Raw genomic sequence first — 22383 nt, forward strand, 5'->3', positions numbered from 1 at the left:
CCCAGGCAGCACCCCACCATCCTCACAGTTGTATCCGGCCGTCCGGACCGCGCCGCGAGGCGGAAGCTGGGCCCGTCGCAGGCCGTCATGATCGGCAGGACACGCCCTAGTCGCCCAGCAGCTCGATGAGCGTCGTGGCGTTGCGCTGGGCGTAGTCGGAGTAGCAGTTGTTCATGAAGACCTGTGTCTTCTCGGTCTCGTCCGCCAGGGCGCGCACCTTCGGCGCCCACTCCTCGAGCTCCTTTCGGGAATACTCGTAGCCGAACTTCTCGTGAATATCCTTGCTCGTCCACTTGTCGCTGTGACCGTGGAAACGGACCACCGCGAGATCGGCCGTGGCGGCGGCCACCGGGGGCACCGATGACTTGTAGCCCTGCGGCATGTCCACGCACACCAGCGGCAGCTCGTGCTTGCGCAGGAAGTCGAGGGTCTCCTCGGCGTTGTCGCCCTCGAACCAGGAAGCGTTGCGGAACTCGAACACCGGCCGCAGCGGCTTGCAGCGGGCCGCCACCTCGCGCAGGTAGTCCTTGTTCGCGCGGCGGATGCCCCACCATGGCGGGAACTGGAACAGCAGGGCGCCGAGCTTGCCCGCCGCCACGAGGGGGTCCAGGGCCGACAGGAACCGGGTCCAGATCTCCTCGTACGCCTGCGGTGGCAGGTCGTCCGGGTAGACGTTCTTCTTGTCGGTCTCCGGGCGCAGGTCCTTGTAGATGGCCGAGACCTTCGTCGGGTGACCGGTCAGCAGGCTGAACGCCTTGATGTTGAAGGTGAAGCCGTCCGGCGTGCGCTGCGCCCACAGCTTCGTGGTCTGCTCGGCCGGTGGCCCGTAGTACGTGGAGTCGACCTCGACCACCGGGAACTGCTTCGCGTAGTACGCCAGGCGCTTCTCGGGGTTGTCGGCGGTGGCCGGATACCAGCCGGACTCGAGCAACGTCTTGTCGGTCCACGACGCCGTGCCCACCTGGATCTCGCCCATGAGTCGAAGCTAGCCCCGAAGCGGCCGGTCCGCCGCCCGAGCTCGGGCGGCGGACCGGGACGACGCTTCTATCAGCCCGCGCGACGCTCGCGGTTCGCCTTGCAGTGCACGCACGTGGTGGCCGACGGGAACACCTCGAGCCGCTCGACCGGGATCGGGTTCGAGCAGCTCTCACAGTTTCCGTAGGTGCCCTCCTCGAGGCGCTGCATGGCGATCTCCGCCTGCGTACGCCGGTCGAGCAGAGTGCGCAGCAGCGACGTCGCCGCGTCGCGCTCGGCGGTCTTGGATCCGCTGTCCGCCTGGTCGTCGCCGGCGGCGTCGCCGATCTCGACCAGCCTCAGCCGCTGGTTCTCGGCCACGGCCTCCTCGTACTCGGCGTTGAGATCGTCGAACCGGGACTGCAGCAGAGCCCGGATCTGGTCGACCTCCTGCGTCGAACGCGCCTTGGCGGTGTCGGCACCTTTACCCGTGATGACCGCGCTGTTGACGAGCATTGTGCTCCCCCTGCCCTTCCCTCTGCCCCTGCCGGTGGACTCCCCCGTGCCGGCCCTTCGGTGTCACACCGTGGGGTCGGCTGATACCCACCGCCGGAGATCGGAAACTCCGATCCCGCAAAAAAGTAACCGCAGCATAACTGTCAGTGCTCGTTACCGCCACGGACTGCGCGAACCTGCTTTCGCGTCGCAGGTCACAGCGGGTGTCGGCGGGGATTCACTCACGCTCGAGGACCACGGCCGGCCGCCTCGGGTCGTCCACCCGGACCACGACGTCCGCGAATGCCCCGGGATCCACCTCGTCGGCGTAGCGTGCGAAGGCCGGCAGCGTCCAGCGCTCGTCGGGGCCGGTACGCCGGGCCAGCGCCGGCGCCGACAGTGCCAGGTGGACCGTCAGGTCGAAGGGCAGGCCGGCGCCGAGCAGCAGCGGCCCGCTCACGATCACCACGGCGTCCGCCGGCAGCTCCCGGTACGGCTCTCGGGCGGCCCGGTCCACGGTGGCGTCCCACAGCCGGGTCAGGATGCGCCCGCTGCCGCCCGGGCCGGCCGGATCGAGCACCTCCCGGCGCAGGCCCGCCTCGTCGACCCAGCCGGCGTAGAACGAGTCCGGGTTGGTCCGCCCGAACTCCAGCCGCAGCGAGGCCGGCCGCAGGAAGTCGGCCGTGGCGACGTGCACCGCCGGGCGCCCCCGCAGCCGCAGCGGGGCGATGAGGGCCTCGGCGAGGGATCCCGGGCCGGCGGCGGACGGGCCGTCGATGGCGGCGCGCAACGGGTGACCGGGCTGCAGCCCGGCGAGCCGGTCGGCCAGCTCCTCGACCAGGAGCTCCGTCGAGACGGGACGCACGCGCATCGTGGCAGCCTAGCGGCGGCAGCCGGGCAACCGGGGCCCGGCCGATGCGACGGCCGGGCACATGAGGCCCGGCTTCTGAGCTGCCGGGCGCATCAGGCCGGCTGCTTCGGCGCGGGCAGACAGGGCGCGCGGTCCGCGCGCCCACCACACCCCCCGCTGGGCGCGGCCTACTCGTGCGGCAGGACGACGATCCGGGCCTCGTCCGAGAGCCGGTAGCCGACGCCGTAGACGGTGGTGATGAGGGGCAGGTGCGAGCCCATCTTCACCCGCAGCCGGCGCACGTGGACGTCGACCGTGCGCTCGCCCGTGTGCTCGTAGCCCCACACGGCGTTGAGGAGCTGGGTGCGGCTGAACACGCGGCGCGGGTGCTCGGCCAGGAACAGCAGCAGGTCGAACTCGAGCCGGGTGAGGGGCAGCAGGACGCCGTCCAGGAGCACCTGGCGCGACGCCGTGAGCAGGCGCACCTCGACGCCTCCCTCCCGCACGGGTTCGGCGGGGAGCCGCTCGGGCTCGGGCTGCGGCTGCTCGACGGCGACCGAGCCCTGACCGGCCTCGACCAGCTCCCGCAGCGCATCGAGGAGCCGGTGCGCCTGCGGAGGCAGGGTGTCGCCGGTGAGCGGGATGTTGAGCGTCACGGTGAGTGCGGCGGCGGGCGCCGGGGGTGGCGCGGCGCGCCGGATCGTGGCCACCCGGCCCGACCCCGTCGCATGTCGTCCCGTACGCCCCGGCAGGGCGGTGACCGGCATGAAGCCTCCCGCGTCAAAGAATGGAAACGCCGTGCATCACAACGGCGATCGTATTAATGCACGCTTAAACCGCGGTCGATATTTCCGGTGCGCCGCCCGACGGGTCAAGGCGGCAACCACACTGTGGGAAACTCGTTCCAAACCCCGCCGATGCATCGTGTTTTTACGCACAGACAATGCGATTACCGTCACGCAGGTTAACGGGGCGCATCCGTTTCTTGCAGTTGTGAATAATCACGGGTTTCCCGAGGTGAGACAGGGGGCAGCCGCCACCCGGGCACCGACGGCCAGCGCACGGTCAGCACCACCGTCTCCACCTCGCCGGCCCGCCAGGAATGATCGTGGCCCGGACCCCAGACCACGTAGTCGCCGGGCTCGCGCAGGACCACCGTGCGATCTCTCAGCTCGATGTTGAAGCTGCCCCTGATCAGCACCAGCAGCGCCGTGCGGACCTCCCGGGTGGCCCAGGCGGCGCGGCGCTCGCCGGGCGGGTGGACGCCCCACTTCACCTCCACCGCGTCGGTGTGAAGCAGCTGCCCGGTGGGCATGAAATGGCCGAGCAGCCAGCCCTGGTTGCGCGCGCCGTCCTCGCCGGCGCGGCCGACGTAGACGCCGTCGGACACCCCTCACCCCCTCATAGAATGCAGCGCACATTAGCACCGTAGGCTGGCCCGCATGCCCGAGGAATTGGACGCCGAAACGATCGCGTTCGCACACCGGATGTTCGACCTGGCGCGCTCCGGCGGCGCCGGCGAGCTGGGCGACAACCTCGCACAGGGCCTGCCGGCCAACCTGACCAACGACAAGGGCGACACGCTGCTGATCCTGGCCGCGTACCACAACCATCCGCCGGTGGTCGCCACGCTGCTCGAGCACGGCGCCGACCCCGCCCGGGTCAACGACCGCGGCCAGACCGCGCTCGCGGCCGCGGTGTTCCGCAAGAACCCCGAGACGGTACGCATGCTGCTCGACGCCGGCGCGAACCCGGACGACGGCAGCCCCAGCGCCCGGGAGACGGCGGAGTTCTTCGACCTGCCCGAGATGACCGCCCTGCTGCGGGGCGAGTGACATGACGCTCGCCGGGGACATGAGCGCCGCCGCCCGGGACCTGCTGGCGGCCCACCCGGAGGCGGGCGTCGCGTTCGAGGACCGGCACCGGCGCTGGATCGAGTACCGCCCGGAGCCGCGTCCCGGACTGTCCCTGGCGGATCTCGCGCCCGCACCCCGCAAGGCCGCACACCGGCTGCTCGCCACCGGGCTGAGCCCGGCGGCGTTCGCCCAGGCGATGGCGGTGATCGCCCTCGAGGAGGTGCTCGACCGGCGCGAGGGCGGACGGCGCGGGCGGCACAGCGAGGACTACCGCGTCATCGTCTTCGGGGCGCCCGGCGACGACCGGTGGGCCTGGCGCTTCGAGGGTCATCACCTGTCGGTCAGCATGACGGTCGCGGACGGCCGGGTCTCCCCCGCGCCGGTGTTCCTCGGCGCCAACCCGGCCCGCGTGGACGCGCTGGGGCGGCCCGTGCTGCGGCCCCTCGGCGTCGAGGAGGACCTGGGACGGGAGCTGCTGCTCTCGCTGTCGACGGGGGCACGCCGTGCTGCGGTTGTGGCGGACGTCGCGCCGTACGATATCCGCACCGCGACCCACCCCCGCAGCGAGCCCATCGCACCGCCCGGCGTCGCCCGGGCCGACCTGCGGCCCGGCGAGCGTGCCCTGCTCGACCAGCTGGTCGCCCTCTACCTGGGCCGGCTGCCCGACGAGCTGGCGGCGGCGCTGGACCCGGCCGGCGGCGACCTGCACTTCGCGTGGGAGGGGCCGCCGCAGCCGGGCACCCGGCACTACTACCGGATCCAGGCCGACGACCTCGTCATCGAGTACGACAACACGACCGACGACGGCAACCACGCGCACACGGTGCTGCGGCGCCCGCGTGGCGAGTTCGGCGGCGACATCCTCGCCGCCCACCACGCGGGCGAACCGCATCAGCGCTAGCTGTTACCCCCGGAGATGAGCCGGCGGCCGACCGCCGCGATGAGGCGGTCGAGCTCCGAGCCGAACGGGTTGTCGTGCACGAGGTACGTCCAGGTGGCGCTCGGGCGGACCAGCTCGGCGCGCTCCGGCTGCCAGCCCTCGCTGAAGTCGGTCTCCTCGAACGTCTCGATCGTGCGGCGCTCGATCTCGGTGAAGACCTTCTGGAACGCCGGCACCGCCGCCCGGTGGAACTCGTCCAGCGGGTCCAGCTTGCCCAGCGCACGCAGGTGCACGCCCTCGCGGACCTCGGAGAGCTCGGCCAGGTGCTCCGCCCACAGCCGGTCCAGGTGGTAGAGGGCGATCGAGCGGGCCGCGTCCGACAGCACGTCCTCGTCGAGCTCCTTGGCCTTGTCCGGCGACTTCTCCAGCAGCATGATCGCCGCGACCTCGGAGGTCAGCAGGCGCTCGCGGCGCTCGGCGAGGGCGAGACGCTGCTGCTCGATCACCACGCTGTAGCGCCAGGTGTTGCGGTGGATCTCGTGGTTGACGCCCTCGGCCACGCGCTGGGCGTGCTCGACGGCGTACTCGGCCTGGTCGTCGTGGACGACGCCGTCCATGTCCATCCGCGGCGACGACGGCAGGACGTCGCCGGCGTGCCGGGTGATCAGGTCATCCTCGAGGCTGACGAAGAACACCGAGCCGCCCGGGTCGCCCTGCCGGCCGGCGCGGCCGCGCAGCTGGTCGTCGACGCGGCGGCTGTCGTGCCGGCCGCTGCCGATCACGTAGAGGCCGCCCAGCTCGACCACCTTGTCGCGGTCCTTCTCGTCGCTGCCGCCGAGGCGGATGTCGACGCCGCGGCCGGCCATCTGGGTGGAGACGGTGACCGCGCCCAGCGCGCCCGCCTCCGCGATGATGGCGGCCTCCTCGTCGTCGTTCTTGGCGTTCAGCACGACCGACGGGACGCCGGCCGCGGCGAGCTGCTTGGCGAGCAGCTCCGACGCCTTGACGTCCAGGGTGCCGATGAGCACCGGCCGGCCCTTCTCGTGGGCCAGCTTGATCTCCTCGACCAGCGCCTCGTCGCGCATGTCGTGCGCCGAGTAGATCCGGTCCGGCTCGTCCTCGCGGATGTTCGGGGTGTTCGACGGGATGACCGCGACCTCGAGCTTGAAGTACTCGCGCAGTTGCTCGCCGACGTGCACGGCGGTCGCCGTCATGCCGCACACCGTCTTGTAGAGGGCGATGTACGCCTGCACGGTGATGGTGTCGAGCACCTCGCCCTCGGCGGTGGCGTGCAGCCCCTCCTTGGCCTCCACGGCCGCCTGCAGGCCGTCGGGCCAGCGGCGGCGCTGGGCGACCCGGCCGCGCATCTCGTCGATCAGCTCGACCGTGCCGTCGCGCACGATGTAGTCGACGTCGCGCCGCAGCAGCGCCCGGGCGTGCAGCGCCACGTTGACCGCCGAGAGCTGGGCGACGTGCTCGTCCGCGTACAGGTCGATGCCCATCTTTTCCTCGAGGGCTTTGAGGCCCGCGTCGGTGAAGGCGACGCTGCGGCCGTCCTCGGCGACCTCGAAGTGCTTGCCGGCGCGCAGGTCGCGGACCAGCTCGGCGGCCTCGTGGACCGGGTCGCTCTCGGTGGCGATGCTGCCGGCGAGGACCATCGGTACGCGCGCCTCGTCGATGAGGATCGAGTCGGCCTCGTCCACGATCGCCGTGGCGAGTGCGCGCTGCACCCGGTCCTCGACGTCGGTGACCAGCTGGTCGCGCAGGTAGTCGAAGCCGCCCTCGCTGACCGACACGTACGTGACGTCGGCCGCGTACGCCGCGCGGCGCTCCTCGGGCGTGGACGCCTCAGTGACCCAGCCGACGGTCAGGCCGAGCAGCTTGTAGACGGGCTCCATCCAGGTGGCGTCACGACGGGCCAGGTAGTCGTTGACGGTGAGCACGTGGACCGGGCCATTGCCGAGGCGGACGTGCCCGTACGCGGCGATCGTGGCGGTGAGGGTCTTGCCCTCACCGGTGGCCATCTCGGCGACCTTGCCGGAGAGCAGCGCCATCGCGCCGACCAGCTGGACGTCGTAGGGCCGCTGCTCCAGAGCGCGCCACGCGGCCTCCCGCCCGATGGCGCACAGCTCCTCGTAGCTGGTGGCCTCGCCCGCCGCCGCGGTCAGCGCCTCGTCGTCGAGCTCCCGCAGGGCCTCCTCACGGGCCTCGATGTCCGGCAGCCGCTTCTCCAGCGGCCCCAGATCGACCGTCGTGCCCGGACGCTGCAGAAACTTGCGGAACCGGCTCTTCAGCCGCTGAGACACACCCATGGCGCGTTACGGTACTTCACTTTCCTGCGAGCGGGGTGCCGACTCCCGGGGCGGTCAGGGAACCAGCAGCTGGTGCGCGGCCAGCTCCCGGTAGAGCGGGCTGGACTCGACGAGCTCACGATGGGTGCCCTGGGCGACGACCCGGCCCGCCTCCAGCACGATGATGCGGTCACTGTCGATCACCGTGGACAGCCGGTGGGCCACGACGACCAGCGTACGGCGGACCGCGGCGGTCGCGATCGCCTCCCGCAGGGCCGCCTCGTTGCGGGCGTCGAGGTTGCTCGTGGGCTCGTCGAGCAGCAGGATCGGCGCGTTCGCCAGCAGAGCCCGAGCGATCGCCAGGCGCTGCCGCTCACCGCCGGAGAGCAGGACGCCGCCCTCGCCCACCTGCACGTCCAGGCCCGCGGGCGTACGGGTGGCGAGCACACCCAGGTTGACCTCGTCCAGGGCGCGCAGCAGCCGGGCGTCGTCGGCGTCCGGAGCGGTGAGCAGAAGGTTGTCGCGTAGCGTGCCGGCCAGCACGGGTGCCTCCTGCTCGACGTAGCCGAGCCGGCCGCGCAGGTGCGGGCGGGGCAGCTCGCGGATGTCGGTGCCCTCCACGCGGATCGTGCCGCCGGTGACCTCGTAGAACCGCTCGATCAGCGCCAGCGTCGTCGACTTGCCGGCGCCCGACGGCCCGACCAGCGCGACCCGGGAGCCGCGCGGGACGGTGAAGCTCACGTCGTGCAGCACCTCGGCGCCGCCCGCATACGCGAACGTGACGTGCTCGAAGGCGACGGCGTCCTCGGTCGGCGTCAGCGCGGGCGCCGCGCTGCGGTCGTCCGCCGTCTCCTCAGGAAGCGCCAGAACCTCCTCGATGCGCTGCAGCGCCCCCAGCCCGGTCTGCAGCCGGGTGTACGCGTGCAGCGCCTGGCCCAGCGGCATGACCAGGAAGAAGAGGAACAGGATGAACGCCACGAGGTCGCCGACCGTGATGGCGCCGGCCGCCACCCGCGCGCCGCCCACGCCGAGCACCAGCAGAAACGCTCCCTGGGTCGCCGCGGTCGCCGCCGGGCCGATCATGGCCTCCAGGCGGGCCACCCGCAGGCCCGCCTCGTACGCCTCCGCGGCACTGCGCCCGACCGTCTCGGCCTCGCGCTCCTCGGCGCCGCCGGCCCGGATGGTCCGGACGGCGGTGATGGACCGCTCCACCGCCGCGGTCATCTCGCCCAGCCGCGCCTGCGCCTGGCGGGACAGGCCTCGGACCCGGCGGGACGCGGTGAGCGCCACGCTCAGGCCGACCGCCAGGCCGGCGACGGCGACGCCGAGCAGCAGCGGGTCGAGCAGGGCCATGGCGATGGTCGCACCGGTCACCATCACCACCCCGGTGACGACTTCGAGCAGCCCGGACGTGACGACCGCCCGCAGCAGGGTGGTGTCCGCGCCGACCCGGGACAGCAGGTCGCCGGTGCGCCGGGCGTCGTACTCCGGGATCGGCAGCCGCAGCAGGTGGGCGGCGAGCCGGCGCCGGGTGGTCAGGACGACGCCCTCGGCGGTGCGCTGCAGCAGGTAGTCCCGGATCCCGCCGAGGGCGGCGCCGGTGAGCAGCATCGCGACCAGCAGGGCCACCGCGGCGCCGGCCGGCCGGTGCGCCGTGATGTCGTCGAGCACCGAACGCACCAGCACCGGCTGCACGAGGGCGGCCGCGGCGCCGGCCAGGGACAGCACGGCCACGGCCGCGAGCGTCAGCCGGTATCGGCGCAGGTACGGCAGGAGTGCGGGCAGTCCCACTCCCCCGTTCTCCATGAAGAGAGCGTATCCGGACGCCGACGGGTGTGTTTGCCTCCGCCTTCCGGCGGGCAAAGGGTGCGAACGACGTGACGGACACGACGCGACGGCGGACGAAGGGGGCCCATGTCGAGCCAGCTTGTCTGCCGCCCGGAGCAGGACCTTCCGGTCGCCGTCCTGCGGGTGAGCGGAGTGCTCGACACGACGACCGGCGAGGCCCTGGAACACGCCGTGGCCCGCAGCCTGTCGGCCCAGCCGGAGTCGCTGCTCGTGGACGTCAGCGACCTGGAGGTGGCCGACTCCGTCGCGCTGGACGTGCTCAGTGCCGTCGTCTGCCGTACGGCCGAGTGGCCCGGCGTACCGGTGGTGCTGTGCGGGGCGGAACCCGAGACGGCCCGGACGCTCCGCGACTGGCCCGGCTGCGACGCCGTGGCCACCGAGGAGAGCTGCGAGAAGGCGCTGGCCGAGGCCGAGCAGCGCGACGAGCCGGAACCGCGGCGGATCCGGGTGCGGCTGCGCCCGGTGCCCGACGCCTGCCGGCAGGTGCGCCAGCTCGTCTCCCAGGCCTGCACGGCCTGGCAGGTCCGGGAGCTCGGCGCGATCGTCGGCCTGGTGGCGACCGAGCTGGTGGCCAACGTCGTCCGGCACGCGCACACCACGATGGAGTTCACGCTCGGCCTGCGCGACGGGCTGCTGTGCCTGACGGTACGCGACGGCAGCCGTACGCTCCCGCGCCCGAAGGATCCGACCGTCGCCGAGGCCGGCGGGCGAGGCCTGTACCTTGTCCGGGAACTCACGGACGCCTGGGGTGTGCTGCCGGTCGGCGACGGTAAGGTGGTCTGGACGAAACTGACGACGGGAGCGGCGTGACAGCCGAGCACCGTGATGTGATTGCCGTCGGCGCCTCGGCAGGCGGCGTGGAGGCCCTGCGCGCCCTGGTCGCCGGGCTGCCGGCGGACTACCCCGCCGCCCTCCTGATCGTTCTCCACCTAACCCGCGACGCGCCCAGCGCTCTGCCCGCGATCCTGTCGCGCAGCGGCGCCCTGCCCGCGGCGACCGCCGTGGATGGCGAAGAGCTGCACCACGGGCGGATCTATGTGGCGCCCAACGACCATCACCTGCTGGTCCTCGACGGGCGGATCCGGCTCACCCGCGGGCCCGCGGAGAACGGCCACCGCCCCGCGATCGACCCGCTCTTCCGTTCCGTGGCCCGGGCCTTCGCGGAACGCGCCGTCGGCGTCGTGCTCTCCGGCTCGCGCGACGACGGCGCCGCCGGGCTGACCAGCATCGCCTCCCGGGGCGGCGCAACGGTCGTCCAGGATCCGGACGACGCTCTCTATCCCTGGATGCCCCGTGCGGCGATGGCCCACGTGACGCCGGACCACATCGTGCCCGCCGCCAAGATCGGCGGCCTCCTCGCCGGGATCACCGCCATGGACCTGCCCGAGCGCCACAACCGCGCCGACGACGAGCTGCTGGACGCCGAGGTCGCCATCTCCGAGCTCGGACCGACGACCACCGACGACCTGGACGCCAGCCCGGCCGGGTTCGGCTGCCCCACGTGCGGCGGCAGCCTGTTCCAGATCGGGGACCGGCCGGTGCCCCGCTACCGCTGCCGGGTCGGGCACGCGTGGTCCCCCGAGAGCCTCCTGGACGAGCAGGCCGTCGCGCTCGAGGGGGCCCTGTGGATGGCGCTGCGGGCGCTGGAGGAGAAGTCGGCGCTGGGCCGGCGCATGGCGGCCGGATCCTCACGTCCGGTCAGCGCCGACCGCTACCACCACATGGCCCGCGACGCCGAGGAGGCCGGTGCGGCGATCCGCCGGCTGATCGACCAGCTCGGCTCCTCGTCCCAGTCGCACAACCCGGCTCCGTCGTCCTGACCTGGGCCACGGGTTGCGATACGGTCTGCCGGTGAACCCCATCGACCCGGACTTCGAGGCCCTGCTCGTCTACTTGAAGGAGTCACGCGGCTTCGACTTCACGGGGTACAAGCGGTCCAGCCTCATGCGGCGGGTGAACCGGCGCATGTCTCAGGTGGACGCCACGGACTACCCGGAGTACCTCGACTATCTGCAGGTGCACCCGGACGAGTTCACGCTGCTGTTCAACACCATCCTGATCAACGTGACAGGCTTCTTCCGGGACTCCGACGCCTGGGACTACCTGCGCGCCGAGGTGCTCGAGCCGCTGGTGTCGACCCGGGCGAGCGACTCACCCATCCGGGTGTGGACCGCCGGGTGCGCGTCGGGCGAGGAGGCGTACACGCTGGCGATGGCGCTCGCGGAGATCCTCGGCGTGGAGGCGTTCCGGGACCGGGTGAAGATCTACGCGACCGATCTGGACGAGGAACAGCTCGCGGAGGCCCGGCAGGCGACCTACGGCGAACGTGAGATGCAGGCGGTCCCGCCCGAGCTCGCGGCCAGGTACTTCGAGCAGACCGGCAACCGCTTCACGTTCCGCAAGGACCTGCGGCGCTCGGTCATCTTCGGCCGCAACGACCTGGTGCAGGACGCCCCGATCTCCCGCATCGACCTGCTCACCTGCCGTAACACGCTGATGTACTTCAACGCGGAGACGCAGGCCAAGATTCTGTCGCGGTTCCACTTCGCCCTCTCCGACGGCGGCGTGCTCTTCCTGGGCAAGGCCGAGATGCTGCTCAGCCACGGCACGCTGTTCACCCCCATGGACCTCAAACGCCGCGTGTTCCGCCGGGTGCCGCGCGTCATGCCCATCGCGGGTCCGGTGTTCGCCGAGGCGGTCCCGAACGGCGCAGGTGCGGTGGTCGGACTCGACGAGCTGCGGGACGAGGCGTTCGCCAGCAGCCCGCTCGCCCAGCTCAGCCTCACCTCCGACGGCCTCGTCGCGCTCACCAACCGGCGCCTCGAGAAGCTGTTCGGCGTCTCCTCCCGGGACATCGGGCGGCCCTTCCGCGACCTCGACCTGTCGTACCGGCCGGTGGAGCTGCGCCGCTACATCGAGCAGGCGCAGCTGGAACGCCGCACGCTGCGGGTGCCGGACGTGGAGTTCGGGCGCAACGGCGACGTCACCCACCTCGAGGTGGAGGTCAGCCCGCTGACCGGCAGCGACGGCAGCCTGCTCGGCGTGAATCTGATCTTCCACGACGTCACGGCGGCGCGCCGGCTGCAGGACGACCTCGAGCACGCCAACCAGCAGCTCGAAGCCGCGTACGAGGAGCTGCAGTCCACCAACGAGGAACTGGAGACGACGAACGAGGAGCTCCAGTCGACGGTCGAGGAGCTCGAGACCACCAACGAGGAGCTCCAGTCGACCAACGAGGAACTGGAGACGATGAACGAGGAGCTCCAGTCCACCAACGACGAGCTGCAGAGCATCAACGACCAGCTCCGGATCAGCACCAGCCAGCTCGACGAGGCCAACTCCTTCCTGGAGACGGTGCTCACCAGCCTGCGAGCCGGGGTCGCCGTGGTCGACCGGGAACTGCGGGTGCGGATGTGGAACCGCCGCGCCCAGGACCTCTGGGGATTGCGCGCCGGCGAGGTGGTCGGGCAGCACTTCCTGAACCTCGACATAGGTCTGCCGTTCGAGCAGCTCCGGCCGATGCTGCGAGGATCGCTGGGCGAGGACGGCGTCTCCGGCGAGGTGTCCGTCGACGCGGTGAACCGCAGGGGCCGCGCGGTCGTGGTCCGGGTGGCGTGCGCCCCGCTGCGCGGCGAGGGCGGGAACCGCGGGACCGAGGGTGCCATCATCGTGATGGAGGCCGACGACAGCTGACGGTTTCACGCCCGGGGTTGCGGGTATGCGGGGGCTTCAGTGGGCAGAGAGGGACCGGCGGTGAGCGTCGAAGCGCGGGTGACGGCAGAGCACGGGCGGCTGCTCGTCGGTTTGTCCGGCGGGCTCGGCCTGCCCGACGTGGCGCCACTGCGCCAGCGGCTGCTGAAGTGCCTCGCGGAGCAACCGGACGCCATGATGCTCGACATCTCGGCGCTCAAGGTGCAGGAGCCGCTCGCCCTGGCCGTCTTCTCCACCGTGGCCCGGCAGGCCGCCCGCTGGCCCGGCATTCCTGTGGTGCTCTGCGCCCCCCGCTGGGAGGCCCGGCACGCCCTCACACTGGCCGCCTACAGGCGCCTGCCGCTGACCGACTCGGTCGACGAGGCCCGCGCCATGCTCGCCGACGATCGGCGGATGCTGCCCACGATCAGCGACGAGCTGCTGCCGATCAAGGGCGCCGCACGCCAGGCCCGCAACGTGGCCACCGACGCGTGCCTGCGGTGGGACCTGCCCGACCTGGTCGCGCCGGCGAGCCTGATCGCGAGCGAGCTCGTCAGCAACGTCGTCGACCACGCGCACACGATGATGACGTTGCGGATGTCCGTACGCCGCCGCTATCTGCACATCGCCGTCCGCGACGGTTCCTCGGAGCCGCCGGAGCTGCGCCCGACCACGCCGTCCGCGTCTAGTGGGCGTGGGTTGATGCTGGTCAAGGCCAGCGCGCACTCCTGGGGATGGCTGCCCTGCGAGGGCGGCAAGGTGGTCTGGGCCTCCCTGTCCACCCGCTGAGCCGCTGGTCAGCCCTCGCCGCGGAGATCCAGGAGATTCTGCAGGCCCGACACGCCGAGGATGCGGGCGACGTACGGCTGAGCGCCGGTGAGGGTCAGCTCGGCATCGGCGACCGCCGCCGCCGACGCGGCATCCAGCAGCACGGCGACGCCGGCCGCATCCACCAGGGGAACACCGGCCAGGTCGATCACCATCCGGTCGCCGCGGGCCGAGGAGATCGCATGCCGCAGCGAGGTCCGCAGCCGCTCCGCGGTGTCCCGGTCGACCTCGCCCTGCACCCGTACGGTGACCACGCCACCGCCGCGCTGCACGCTGACCTGCATGCCGTGGGCGTCGACGGCCCCGCCGGCACCCTCCCAGCGCGGCAGCGCATCGCTGAGCATCGCCTCCCGCAGCCAGGCGAGCGAACGGCTGAGCAGCCGGGACACGTGCATCTGCGAGATGCCCAGCTCGGCGGCGATCTCGGCCTGGGTGCGGTTGCCGTAGAACCGCATCGCCAGCATCCGCCGCTCGCGGGCGGGCAGCCGCAGCAGCAGCCCGGCGACGGTGAGCTTGTCGTCGACCATCTCGAGGTCGCTGTCGTGGTCGCCGAGCAGGTCGCCGAACTCCGCGGCACCATCCCCGCCGGCCGGCGCGTTCAGCGACGAGGGCGAGTAGCCGGCCGCGGACTCCAGCGCCTCCAGCACGGCCGCCTCGGTCACCTTCAGCCGCTCGGCGAGCTCGGCCGGAGTCGGCGTGCGCGACAGCTCGGTGGTCAGCACCATCGAGGCGTGCCCGACCTCCAGGCTCAGGTCCTGGATCCGCCGCGGCACATGAACACCCCAGGTCCGGTCGCGGAAGTGCCGCTTGATCTCACCGGAGATCGTGATGACCGCGTACGCCGTGAAGGAGCCGCGCTCGGGGTCGTACCGGTCGATCGCCTTGACGAGGCCCAGCCGCGCGACCTGCTCGAGGTCCTCCAGCGACTCGCCCCGGCCCCGGTAGCGGCGGGCCATGCGCCCGGCGAACGGCAGGCAGGTCCGGGTGAGCTCATCCCGCAGGGCGGTCCGCTCCGCGCCCGAGGCCTCGGCCATCCGCGTCGCGTAGTGGAGCGCGGCGGCATCGAGATCTTCCAGTACGCGGGTCTGCGCTTCGTCCTGTGCGGGCATGCTGATCCCCCTAGACCGGCGCGGAACTCCGCGCCCCCACGCAAGGCATGCCGCCCGGGGAATCCCCGTACGGCGATCTATGGCGAACGACCCCCGTTGCCCGCCCCGAGTCATTCGTTGTCGCCGAGCTAGTGCCCGGGCACACCGGACCTAAACACATCGACCGAAATGGTGACGCTCAGTGTACGTCCGGGCACGTTAGGCGTCGCCATTTCTCACGCCGTGGCGTCATCGTGTCGTACCCGCTACTGCTGCGGGCGAGGTGGGAGTCCGCTCGGCGCCTCGTCGTCGGTGCGAGGTGCCTCCCAGGCGGGGGGTGCCTGCGCCGGCTCGCCGGTCGGCGACGGACGCTGCGACAGGCCCGAGGGAGCGCTCGGCGGCGGGGCCGCGGCGGGCTCCATCGGGCGGTTCATCTGACCCATCTGCGGCGGCTCGAGCGGCGGGCGCTTGGGCCGCGCCGCCGGCTCCTGACCGGCGGCGGCCCTTCCCAGACCCGAGGACGCAGCTCCAGCCTCACCCAGGCCCGACGGCCCCGCACCGGGCCGGCCCAGTCCCGACGGCGCCGCACCCGGCTGACCGAGACCCGACGGCGCCGCACCCGGCTGACCAAGGCCTGACGGCCCCACACCCGGCTGGCCGAGACCCGACGGCGCGGCGGCGGGCTTCGGTGCGGGTGGGGTTGCGGGTTCCGCGCCGCCGGCCGGACGGTTGACCTGGCCCATCTGCGGCGGCTCGAGCGGCGGCCGCGTCCGTGCCGCCGGGGCGGCCCTGCGGAATGCGCTCTCGGCCGCCGAGACGCTCGACGCGGTGGGAGGCGTCGGCTGCGGGGTGGCGGCTCCCGAGCCGGCGGCTGCCGGAGCGGCCGGCTGCGGTAGACCCGACGCCGACTGCGGGAGACCCGAACCTGACTGGGCCGCGGACAGGCCAGAAGCCGGCTGCGCGAGGCCCGGAGCCGGAACTCCCTGCGAAAGACCCGAAGCCGGAGCACCCTGCGAAAGACCGGAAGCCGCCGAGAGGCCGGAGGCCGCCTGCGAGAGACCGGAGGCCGCGGCGCCCTGCGAAAGGCCGGACTGCGGGTCCTGGGATGCGGCCGGCACGGGAGCGGACATGCCGGCCACCTGCGGAAGACCGGATGCCGGCGCCGTCTGCGGGAGACCGGACGCCGAGGTGCCCTGCGATGAGTCCACAGCAGGGGACGCCGGCGCGATGCCGGAGGGCGGGGCGGTCTGCGACAGGCTGGACGAGGCGGACTGCGCGAGGGGTGCGGCGTCGGGCGTGGGCTCAGCGGCCTCGGGAGCCGCCGCGGGGTCGGACGCCCCGTTCGCTGAGGACGGGTCGAAGCCGGCCGGGTGGAAGGGCTTGACCGGCGGCGCCTCGCCCGGGTGGTAGGGCGAGACCAACGGCTCGTGAGGGCGCGACGGGGTGAAGCGCGGCGCATCCAGCGGGCGGTTCTGCTGGATGAACAGCGGCGGGCCCAGCAGAAGCGGGTCGACGTCCGGGATCTGCCGGTGGTTCTCCTGCTGCGGCGGCGACGGCCGGGAGCCCGGCGCGTGCACGCCGTTGTGCGGGGAATCCGCGGCGGGCGGCCAGCCCGCCGGAGCCGGGGCGCCGGGGAGACCGGCCTGCTCGGCGGGCGGCTGCGGAGACGGGTGCAGGCCCGGGTCCGCGCCCAGGCCGGGGCTCGGCGAGGGCGGCGAGAAGGACAGGCCGGAGGGTTCGCTGTCCGGGCGTGCCTCCGGACGCTCGAAGGACGGCGGCGCGAGCGGCGCACGGGCGCCGTCGGCCGGCGGCGCAGTCGGCGAACCGGATCCCGCAGGCTGCGGCGTCAGCCCGGAGGAAAAGGCCGGAGGCGTCATCCCGGAAGGAGCGGGCGGAGGCGTCAGACCGGACGCAGCGGGCGGAGGCGTCAGACCGGACGCGGTAGGCGGAGGCGTCACGCCGGACGGCGCGGACGCAGTGGGCGGCGTCAGGCCCGAAGGACCCGTCAGGCCCGAAGGAGGAGGCGTCGGTGAGGCGGACGCGGGTGACGACAGCGGCCCGGCAGGGGGCGGCGGTGCCACCGAGCCGGGAGCGGGTGGGGGCGTGGACAGGCCGGATCCACCCGGCGGCGGGTAGGCGGCGGGCGGCGCAGTCCGCCCGGAAGTTGCCGGAGGCACGGGGGCGTGCGGGGCCGGCGGTGAAGCGGACAGCCCCGAGGAAGCCGCTGAAGCAAACCGGCCCGGGTCCGCCGGCGAGGCGAACTGGCTCGGAGCGGCGGGCGGGACGGAAGGACCGCCCGCCGGCGGCATGGCCGGCCCCGGGCGGCCCGGAGGCATGGCCGCGCCGCCCGCAGGCGACAGGCCGGACGAAGCCGGAGCAGGCGGCGCAGCGGACAGACCCGAGGCACCCGACGGACCGGACAAACCGGGAGCAGGCGGCGCAGCCGACAGGCCGGAAGCGGGCGGCGCAGCGGACGGACCCGGGGCGGAGGGTGGCGGGTTCGGCGACGCGAAGTCCGGGCCCGAGGGGGACGGATCGACGTACACCGGTTCGCGCAGCGGCTCCGGCGGAGGGGGGAAGGACGGCGGTGTGGCGAACGACGGCCCGGGCCCCTGGGCGGACGGCGGCCCCGAGCGGGGTGACGAGGCGGGCGGGAAGGCGGGCGCCGCAGAGGAGGGCGGCGGGTCGAGGGCGACGGTGGCCTCCTGGATCGCGGCCGCCGGGAGGCCGAGGGGGGAGCCGCCGGGGCCGCCGCGGGCCGCCGCGATCAGGCCGGAGGATTCGGCGAGGCCGGCCGCTTCGACCACTTCTGCGGCGGCGAGGCCCGCGGTGCAGGGCAGGGGTTCTCCGCAGACCGGGCAGATCGTGATGCCGTTGTGCGGGCCGCGGCCGCCCGCGTGGGCCTGGACCATCTCCCAGGCCGTGCGTGCCAGGACACTGTCCGGGTTGATGTAGTTCATACCGGTCAAGGCCATGCCGTCCCACCCCCGTAGCTCGCCTGCGACAGGCGTTCACCGTCCAGTTCACCGTGAACCGGGCAGCTCCGGGTCGCTTTCGCACAATCGGTAGACCCACGGGTGGGCGCGGGTTTCCCGGCGGCGGCTCGCGGGCATGCGCTGCGGCATGAGTGGTGCGGCGGAGCGGGCTGATGAGGGTGGTGCGGTCGTGGTCCCGTACGAGGACGGGCCGTTGCTCGTGCGCGGCGACTTCACGTTGCGGACCCCGGACGGCCAGGTGATCGAGCCGGGGCGCAGGACGGTCGCGCTCTGCCGGTGCGGCAAGTCGGCGATCAAACCGTTCTGCGACGGTACGCACAAGGCCATCGGGTTCCGCGCCGGCACCGGCCGCGACGTGCCGGCCCCGCGCGACACCTGACGAGCGGGCGAGGGGCGACCGGCAGGCCACCCCTCGGCCCGGTCAGCTGCGCAGGGACGACTCCCCCGCCTCCCAGCGGGACAGCACGTACTCGGCCCAGCGGTCCTCCATCGTCAGCACGCAGCGGGCGCCGAACAGCACGTCCGCGGCGAGCTCCGGCTCGGCCTTGCAGAACGAGCCGCACATGTCGAAGGCCGCGATCTGTTCGTGGACCGCGTCCGCCTCCACGTGCTCGTCGTAGAAACGGGTGGCGTTCTCGTCGCCGCCGAGGCGGCGCAGGCCGTTGCCGTACGCGCGGTTCGGCCCGGTCGAGGTCATCTCGTACGCCGCCAGGTGCCCGAGCAACGCCCCGCGCAGCCGCCGGTGCAGCCCGAACAGTGACATGAGGTTGTTGTTGGCGAGCGTCTGCCAGGGCACGACGTCCACGTAGGCCCCGTACGTGGTGTCGAGGCCGAGCGCGGTCATCGTGCCCTTGAACATCTCCTGGTGCATGCGGCCGACCGTGCCCCCGCCGTACTCGTCGATCTGGACCTCGATGAGGGCGGCCTTGGCCCGGCCGCCGAGCCGGGGGATCGCGAAGGTGTGGGGGTCCGCCTCGCGCAGGTGGTAGACGGAGCGGTGGGTGGCGAACTCGCGGAACTGCTCGTAGGTGGCGCGGCCGCGGATGTAGCCGGACAGCGACGGGCCGCCGGACTCCCGGGTCATGGCGATGAGCGCGTGCGGGACGTCGTCGGTGTCCTCGGGTACGGGCAGCCGCCGCAGCTCCGCCTCGAAGGCCGCCTCCAGCCGGGCGCGCAGGGCGAGCAGGCCCGGATGCCATTCCCAGGTGTCGTCGACGCCGTCCCAGCCGCGGTAGTGCAGCTCGTAGAGGATGAACAGGCTCGTGTGCAGGTCGTCGTCCGTGTCGGGGTCACCGGCCGGGAAGTCGTGCGGCGCCTGGGCCAGCGCGGTGGTCACGGCGTCCGACAGGGGGCCTCGGGGCGAGGGAAGCTTCATGCGCCACTTCCTGGTCGAGAGGAACGGACCGGAGGGATTCCCGGTCCGTTCCCTCCCAAACGATCACGAGGCGGCCGATGCTCCGTCGGCGTAGCGCAGGATCGCCCCGATGCCGTGCTCCAGCTCGACGTCGCCCGGTCCGACGAGGACGAGCTCGGCGTCGGTGCCGACGATGGCCCGCAGCAGCGCGGCGTCGGCGCGGACCTTGCGGGGGTCGTTGATGCCGGACTCGCGCAGCTCCTGCTGGTCGACGGCGACGAGGCTGGGGTCGCCGGGCCCGATCCAGAGCTCGTCGGTGGACGAGGCGTCGTTGACGAGCAGCACCGTGTCGGCCTGGCCGCGCTGCAGCCGGGTGACGACGTCGGCGAGGCCGGTGCCGGCGGTGCCGTCGCCGCGCTGGGCGTTGTAGCGGTCCACCGCGTCGCGGACGTGGCGATCGGCCACCTCGGCGATGGCCTGGACGGTCATGTCGTCGAAGTGTTCCTCGCCGTCGCGGTGCCGGGTGCCGGCGTCGGTGACCACGACGCGTTCGCGCCAGCGCAGGGGCAGGCGTTCGGCGACGAGGGGGTTGGTCCGGGCGTCGCCGCCCACGACGATCACCTCGGCGCCCACGGCCTGGGCCAGTTCGGTGGCGGCAGCGGCGACGTCGCCGGCGTTGCGCTTCCACGTCTCCTCGGCGGCCTGCTGGTAACGCCGGTGTGACCAGCCGCCCGCGTTCACCTTGCGCAGGGGGAAACTCTCGCCGCCCTTGACCTCCCGGTGGCGGGGTACGCCGCCGACGGCCAGCCCGGTGACGTCGGCGCCGGTGCGGTCGGAGAGCACTGTCACGTACGGGATCTCCTCGCCGCGCTGGGCCACGAGCGGCATGGCGTGCGGCAGCGGCCCGTACGCGGCCTCGTCGGTCGCCGGCGGCGCGGGCAGCGTCTCGAAGAGCGCCACCTCTCCCTCGGTGGCGAAGACCGCCACGCCGTAGCGTCCCGGCTGGTACGGGTGGTCCTGGACCGCGGCCGCGACGGCGTCGAGCGTGGCGGCGTCGGCGCCCTGGCTCTCGAGGTCGGCGCGCAGGGCCCGCCAGCGCAGCTCGACCTGGTGCTCGGCGTTCTCCTCGGCACGGGTGGCGTCGAGGTACACCGACACCCACGGTCCCGGGTGGTCGTAGAGGGGACGAAGATACGAAAGGTCCATGGCGGCCGCGTACCCGATCTGCGGGGCTTTGCACGTGCGAGGCGCGAACCGTGAGTCGCGAAATTCACTCACTGTGGTTACAACTTCGCTCTTCGTACCATGAGGTCATCCCCAGGAGGTGATCCCCATGGATGAGACCGAGCTGTACCGCGAGCGGATCCTCCGGCATGCCGGTCCGGTCGTCACCGGGCGGTTCCTCGGCTTCCGCGCCTCGTACACCCGCGAGGTCAGGGTCGGGCAACCGCTGCTCATCGCCGTGTTCGTGACGGCGTCGATCGCTCAGGCGCTCGGCGCGCTGGTGCTCGCGGTTCTCCGCAGCGGCGGCCGCGGCGCGCGACGCAAGTTCAAGGACCTCAAGAAGGGACCCGAGTACCTCGTCACGCCGCTGCGGCTGCGCGACGACCTCGGGCAGACGTACGAGATCGAGATGCACGGCCAACTCCCCCAGTCGGCGCTGCACCGCGGCGATCTCGTGCAGGTGCGGACGGTCCCGCAGAAGGACCCGGACCTGCCGGTGAAACTGCGGCAGGTCCTCAACCTCGAGACGCTGCAGCCGTACACGCCGCGGATCCCGACGCTGTGGTCGCACCTCGGCCCGGCGTTGCTGATCCAGGCCGTGCTGGGCCTCGTCGTGGCGACCGCCGTGGCGACGGCCTGGATCAGCTGAGGCGCGTCAGAGCCGCGACAGCGGGACCACCGCGGCCATCGCCCGGTCGCCGGCGTCGTTCGGGTGCAGGTGGTCCCCGCTGTCGTACGCCGGCAGGAGCCGCTGCGGGTCGGCGGGATCGCGGGTGGCGGCGTCGAAGTCGGCGAGGCCGTCCAGCGTCCCGTCGCCGCCCGCCCGGATCCACTCGTTGACCGCGACGCGCGTGCGTTCGAGCTCCGGCGTCCAGGATCCCCAGCCCTTCCACGCCATGATGGTGGCGCCCACGACGCGCAGCCCGCGGTCGTGAGCCTGGGCGGAGATCTGCGCCAGCCCGGCGATGATCTGCTCCGGGTCGTCCTGGTGCGGGGTCTGCTGGATGTCGTTGATGCCCTCGAAGACGATCACCGTCCGCGCCCCGGCCCGCTCCAGCACGTCCCAGTCGAGCCGGGCCAGCGCGCTGACGCCGAAGGTGCTGTAGATCGTGTAGTTCGGCGCGTTGCTGTCCAGCAGGATCCGGTTGCCGCTGATGCCGGAGTTGGCGACGCCGTAGTCGGGCACCGGGCTGGTCGCGAGCCGGGCGGCGAGGTAGTCGGTCCACCGCCGGTTGGCTCCCCACGTCGACGTGACGCCGTCGGTGATGGAGTCGCCCAGCGCCACCACCGTACCCGGCCCGCCGGAGACGTCGACGCCGTTGACGTAGTGCCAGACCCGCGTGGTCTCACCGAACGCGGCGGCGCTCTCCTCACCCGCGTGGTCGGCCGGCCCGCGGCTGAAGAACGAGTCCTGCATCGCGGCCGGGTGGTAGGTGACGGTGCCGGACGGCTGCGGCGTCCAGGTGCTGACGAGCAGATCCTGGTCGGCGGGTACGGGCAGCGCCACGGGATCGCTGATCACCTCGGCGCGGGCCGGGACGGTGATCGACGGACGGCCGTGGAAGAGCACGGTGCGCAGGGTGCCGGGCCGGGCGGAGCCGTCGCTGGGGTCGATCGTGCCGTCGCGTCGGCCACCGCTGTGCGCGGAGACCGCCACGGTGACGTGGCCCATCAGCACCGGTTGCGTGCCGAACCGGTTCGACAGGTGGATGCGGACGCCGGCACCGCCGGTCGTGGTGTGGACGACGTTGCGGATGGTGAAGCCCGCGTACCCCTGTTCCACGCCCGAGACCGCGGCGGCCGGAGCGGTCGCCCACGCCGTCGTCCAGGCGGGCCCGCGTAGCCCCGCGTCCGCGGGCGCCGCGGCCGCGGCGACCAGCAGCACGGATGCCGCGGCGATCCGGGAAATCCTGCGCATCATTGCCTCCCCCACACCGATCAGGACAACGATCAGTTTCGATGTATTAACGACATCTGTAAAGGCGCCACGGCGATTGCGGAGGCCGGGAAAAGGGCACGTGAATGGTGC

At 72.7% G+C, this 22383-nt stretch carries 20 protein-coding genes; 8 read left to right on the top strand and 12 right to left on the bottom strand.

The genetic code is table 11. The features are described from left to right. Nucleotides 1-106: 106 nt before the first annotated feature. The 5 genes from AB0J80_RS35635 to AB0J80_RS35655 all read right to left on the bottom strand — a co-directional run bounded on the left by AB0J80_RS35635 (nucleotide 107) and on the right by AB0J80_RS35655 (nucleotide 3689). Nucleotides 107-976 (bottom strand): DUF72 domain-containing protein, encoded by an 870-nt coding sequence (locus AB0J80_RS35635; RefSeq protein ID WP_364713899.1) that lies wholly within the window; start codon nucleotides 974-976, stop codon nucleotides 107-109. 71 nt (nucleotides 977-1047) lie between these two features. Then, nucleotides 1048-1470, bottom strand: a complete 423-nt coding sequence (locus AB0J80_RS35640) for a TraR/DksA C4-type zinc finger protein (protein WP_364713900.1) — start codon at nucleotides 1468-1470, stop codon at nucleotides 1048-1050. Between the two features lie 217 nt (nucleotides 1471-1687). Then, complete coding sequence (locus AB0J80_RS35645) at nucleotides 1688-2320, bottom strand: uridine kinase (RefSeq protein ID WP_364713902.1); 633 nt, start codon at nucleotides 2318-2320, stop codon at nucleotides 1688-1690. 167 nt (nucleotides 2321-2487) lie between these two features. Beyond that, the gene (locus AB0J80_RS35650; RefSeq protein WP_364713903.1) at nucleotides 2488-3066 is read right to left on the bottom strand and encodes a winged helix-turn-helix domain-containing protein; all 579 of its coding nucleotides are present in this window, start codon (nucleotides 3064-3066) and stop codon (nucleotides 2488-2490) included. A 197-nt stretch (nucleotides 3067-3263) separates the two neighbouring features. Beyond that, nucleotides 3264-3689, bottom strand: coding sequence for a signal peptidase I (locus AB0J80_RS35655; RefSeq protein ID WP_364713905.1), 426 nt, complete (start codon nucleotides 3687-3689; stop codon nucleotides 3264-3266). Between the two features lie 52 nt (nucleotides 3690-3741). Between AB0J80_RS35655 and AB0J80_RS35660 the strand changes: the two genes are divergently transcribed. Next, nucleotides 3742-4134 carry an ankyrin repeat domain-containing protein gene (locus tag AB0J80_RS35660; RefSeq protein ID WP_364713907.1) on the top strand — a complete coding sequence of 131 codons (393 nt, stop codon included), beginning with the start codon at nucleotides 3742-3744 and terminating at the stop codon, nucleotides 4132-4134. A 19-nt stretch (nucleotides 4135-4153) separates the two neighbouring features. Then, nucleotides 4154-5056 (top strand): DUF3500 domain-containing protein, encoded by a 903-nt coding sequence (locus AB0J80_RS35665; RefSeq protein ID WP_364713978.1) that lies wholly within the window; start codon nucleotides 4154-4156, stop codon nucleotides 5054-5056. Here the strand turns inward: AB0J80_RS35665 and secA2 are convergent. Both secA2 and AB0J80_RS35675 read right to left on the bottom strand, forming a co-directional pair. Beyond that, a complete protein-coding gene (gene secA2 / locus AB0J80_RS35670) occupies nucleotides 5053-7347 on the bottom strand; it encodes an accessory Sec system translocase SecA2 (RefSeq protein WP_364713908.1) in 2295 nt (764 codons plus the stop codon). The two genes, AB0J80_RS35665 and secA2, sit on opposite strands and share 4 nt — an antisense overlap. Before the next feature lie 54 nt (nucleotides 7348-7401). Then, nucleotides 7402-9132 (bottom strand): ABC transporter ATP-binding protein, encoded by a 1731-nt coding sequence (locus AB0J80_RS35675; protein WP_364713910.1) that lies wholly within the window; start codon nucleotides 9130-9132, stop codon nucleotides 7402-7404. 108 nt (nucleotides 9133-9240) lie between these two features. On the opposite strand from AB0J80_RS35675, the gene AB0J80_RS35680 reads away from it, so the two are divergent. The 4 genes from AB0J80_RS35680 to AB0J80_RS35695 are packed head-to-tail and all read left to right on the top strand — an operon-like array spanning nucleotide 9241 to nucleotide 13653. Continuing rightward, nucleotides 9241-9984, top strand: a complete 744-nt coding sequence (locus AB0J80_RS35680) for an ATP-binding protein (protein ID WP_364713911.1) — start codon at nucleotides 9241-9243, stop codon at nucleotides 9982-9984. Further along, nucleotides 9981-10994 carry a chemotaxis protein CheB gene (locus AB0J80_RS35685; protein ID WP_364713913.1) on the top strand — a complete coding sequence of 338 codons (1014 nt, stop codon included), beginning with the start codon at nucleotides 9981-9983 and terminating at the stop codon, nucleotides 10992-10994. Before AB0J80_RS35680 ends, AB0J80_RS35685 begins: the two co-directional genes overlap by 4 nt. 31 nt (nucleotides 10995-11025) lie before the next feature. Continuing rightward, nucleotides 11026-12867, top strand: coding sequence for a CheR family methyltransferase (locus AB0J80_RS35690; protein WP_364713914.1), 1842 nt, complete (start codon nucleotides 11026-11028; stop codon nucleotides 12865-12867). A gap of 60 nt (nucleotides 12868-12927) precedes the next feature. Then, nucleotides 12928-13653, top strand: coding sequence for an ATP-binding protein (locus AB0J80_RS35695; RefSeq protein WP_364713916.1), 726 nt, complete (start codon nucleotides 12928-12930; stop codon nucleotides 13651-13653). 8 nt (nucleotides 13654-13661) lie between these two features. Here AB0J80_RS35695 and AB0J80_RS35700 read toward each other — a convergent pair whose 3' ends face one another. Continuing rightward, nucleotides 13662-14801 carry a SigB/SigF/SigG family RNA polymerase sigma factor gene (locus tag AB0J80_RS35700; protein ID WP_364713918.1) on the bottom strand — a complete coding sequence of 380 codons (1140 nt, stop codon included), beginning with the start codon at nucleotides 14799-14801 and terminating at the stop codon, nucleotides 13662-13664. Between the two features lie 245 nt (nucleotides 14802-15046). After that, the gene (locus AB0J80_RS35705) at nucleotides 15047-16657 is read right to left on the bottom strand and encodes a hypothetical protein (RefSeq protein WP_364713919.1); all 1611 of its coding nucleotides are present in this window, start codon (nucleotides 16655-16657) and stop codon (nucleotides 15047-15049) included. 1246 nt (nucleotides 16658-17903) lie between these two features. On the opposite strand from AB0J80_RS35705, the gene AB0J80_RS35710 reads away from it, so the two are divergent. Beyond that, nucleotides 17904-18155: a CDGSH iron-sulfur domain-containing protein gene (locus AB0J80_RS35710; protein ID WP_364713920.1), complete on the top strand. Its 252-nt coding sequence runs from the start codon at nucleotides 17904-17906 to the stop codon at nucleotides 18153-18155. A 42-nt stretch (nucleotides 18156-18197) separates the two neighbouring features. Here the strand turns inward: AB0J80_RS35710 and AB0J80_RS35715 are convergent, their stop codons facing one another. Continuing rightward, nucleotides 18198-19151 carry an iron-containing redox enzyme family protein gene (locus AB0J80_RS35715; RefSeq protein WP_364713922.1) on the bottom strand — a complete coding sequence of 318 codons (954 nt, stop codon included), beginning with the start codon at nucleotides 19149-19151 and terminating at the stop codon, nucleotides 18198-18200. A 63-nt stretch (nucleotides 19152-19214) separates the two neighbouring features. Next, nucleotides 19215-20336 (bottom strand): Vms1/Ankzf1 family peptidyl-tRNA hydrolase, encoded by a 1122-nt coding sequence (locus tag AB0J80_RS35720; RefSeq protein ID WP_364713924.1) that lies wholly within the window; start codon nucleotides 20334-20336, stop codon nucleotides 19215-19217. A 127-nt stretch (nucleotides 20337-20463) separates the two neighbouring features. Here AB0J80_RS35720 and AB0J80_RS35725 point away from each other — a divergent pair, with 127 nt between their 5' ends. Next, a complete protein-coding gene (locus AB0J80_RS35725) occupies nucleotides 20464-21003 on the top strand; it encodes a hypothetical protein (protein ID WP_364713925.1) in 540 nt (179 codons plus the stop codon). A 6-nt stretch (nucleotides 21004-21009) separates the two neighbouring features. On the opposite strand, the gene AB0J80_RS35730 is transcribed toward AB0J80_RS35725, so the two are convergent. Further along, nucleotides 21010-22272 (bottom strand): SGNH/GDSL hydrolase family protein, encoded by a 1263-nt coding sequence (locus tag AB0J80_RS35730; protein WP_364713926.1) that lies wholly within the window; start codon nucleotides 22270-22272, stop codon nucleotides 21010-21012. Nucleotides 22273-22383: the final 111 nt, after the last annotated feature.

Origin of the sequence: Actinoplanes sp. NPDC049548, assembly GCF_040676695.1 — a bacterium.
GTDB lineage: Bacteria > Actinomycetota > Actinomycetes > Mycobacteriales > Micromonosporaceae > Actinoplanes.

What these genes read in the sequence shown, in the direction of transcription:
- AB0J80_RS35660 (WP_364713907.1), top strand. Translation starts at nt 3,742, where the DNA reads ATGCCCGAGGAATTGGACGCCGAAACGATCGCGTTCGCACACCGGATG.
- AB0J80_RS35635 (WP_364713899.1), bottom strand. Translation starts at nt 976, where the DNA reads ATGGGCGAGATCCAGGTGGGCACGGCGTCGTGGACCGACAAGACGTTG.
- AB0J80_RS35705 (WP_364713919.1), bottom strand. Translation starts at nt 16,657, where the DNA reads ATGACGCCTCCGGCCTTTTCCTCCGGGCTGACGCCGCAGCCTGCGGGA.
- AB0J80_RS35640 (WP_364713900.1), bottom strand. Translation starts at nt 1,470, where the DNA reads ATGCTCGTCAACAGCGCGGTCATCACGGGTAAAGGTGCCGACACCGCC.
- secA2 (WP_364713908.1), bottom strand. Translation starts at nt 7,347, where the DNA reads ATGGGTGTGTCTCAGCGGCTGAAGAGCCGGTTCCGCAAGTTTCTGCAG.
- AB0J80_RS35720 (WP_364713924.1), bottom strand. Translation starts at nt 20,336, where the DNA reads ATGGACCTTTCGTATCTTCGTCCCCTCTACGACCACCCGGGACCGTGG.
- AB0J80_RS35730 (WP_364713926.1), bottom strand. Translation starts at nt 22,272, where the DNA reads ATGCGCAGGATTTCCCGGATCGCCGCGGCATCCGTGCTGCTGGTCGCC.
- AB0J80_RS35715 (WP_364713922.1), bottom strand. Translation starts at nt 19,151, where the DNA reads ATGAAGCTTCCCTCGCCCCGAGGCCCCCTGTCGGACGCCGTGACCACC.
- AB0J80_RS35725 (WP_364713925.1), top strand. Translation starts at nt 20,464, where the DNA reads ATGGATGAGACCGAGCTGTACCGCGAGCGGATCCTCCGGCATGCCGGT.
- AB0J80_RS35680 (WP_364713911.1), top strand. Translation starts at nt 9,241, where the DNA reads ATGTCGAGCCAGCTTGTCTGCCGCCCGGAGCAGGACCTTCCGGTCGCC.
- AB0J80_RS35665 (WP_364713978.1), top strand. Translation starts at nt 4,154, where the DNA reads ATGAGCGCCGCCGCCCGGGACCTGCTGGCGGCCCACCCGGAGGCGGGC.
- AB0J80_RS35645 (WP_364713902.1), bottom strand. Translation starts at nt 2,320, where the DNA reads ATGCGCGTGCGTCCCGTCTCGACGGAGCTCCTGGTCGAGGAGCTGGCC.
- AB0J80_RS35700 (WP_364713918.1), bottom strand. Translation starts at nt 14,801, where the DNA reads ATGCCCGCACAGGACGAAGCGCAGACCCGCGTACTGGAAGATCTCGAT.
- AB0J80_RS35710 (WP_364713920.1), top strand. Translation starts at nt 17,904, where the DNA reads ATGAGTGGTGCGGCGGAGCGGGCTGATGAGGGTGGTGCGGTCGTGGTC.
- AB0J80_RS35650 (WP_364713903.1), bottom strand. Translation starts at nt 3,066, where the DNA reads ATGCCGGTCACCGCCCTGCCGGGGCGTACGGGACGACATGCGACGGGG.
- AB0J80_RS35675 (WP_364713910.1), bottom strand. Translation starts at nt 9,132, where the DNA reads ATGGAGAACGGGGGAGTGGGACTGCCCGCACTCCTGCCGTACCTGCGC.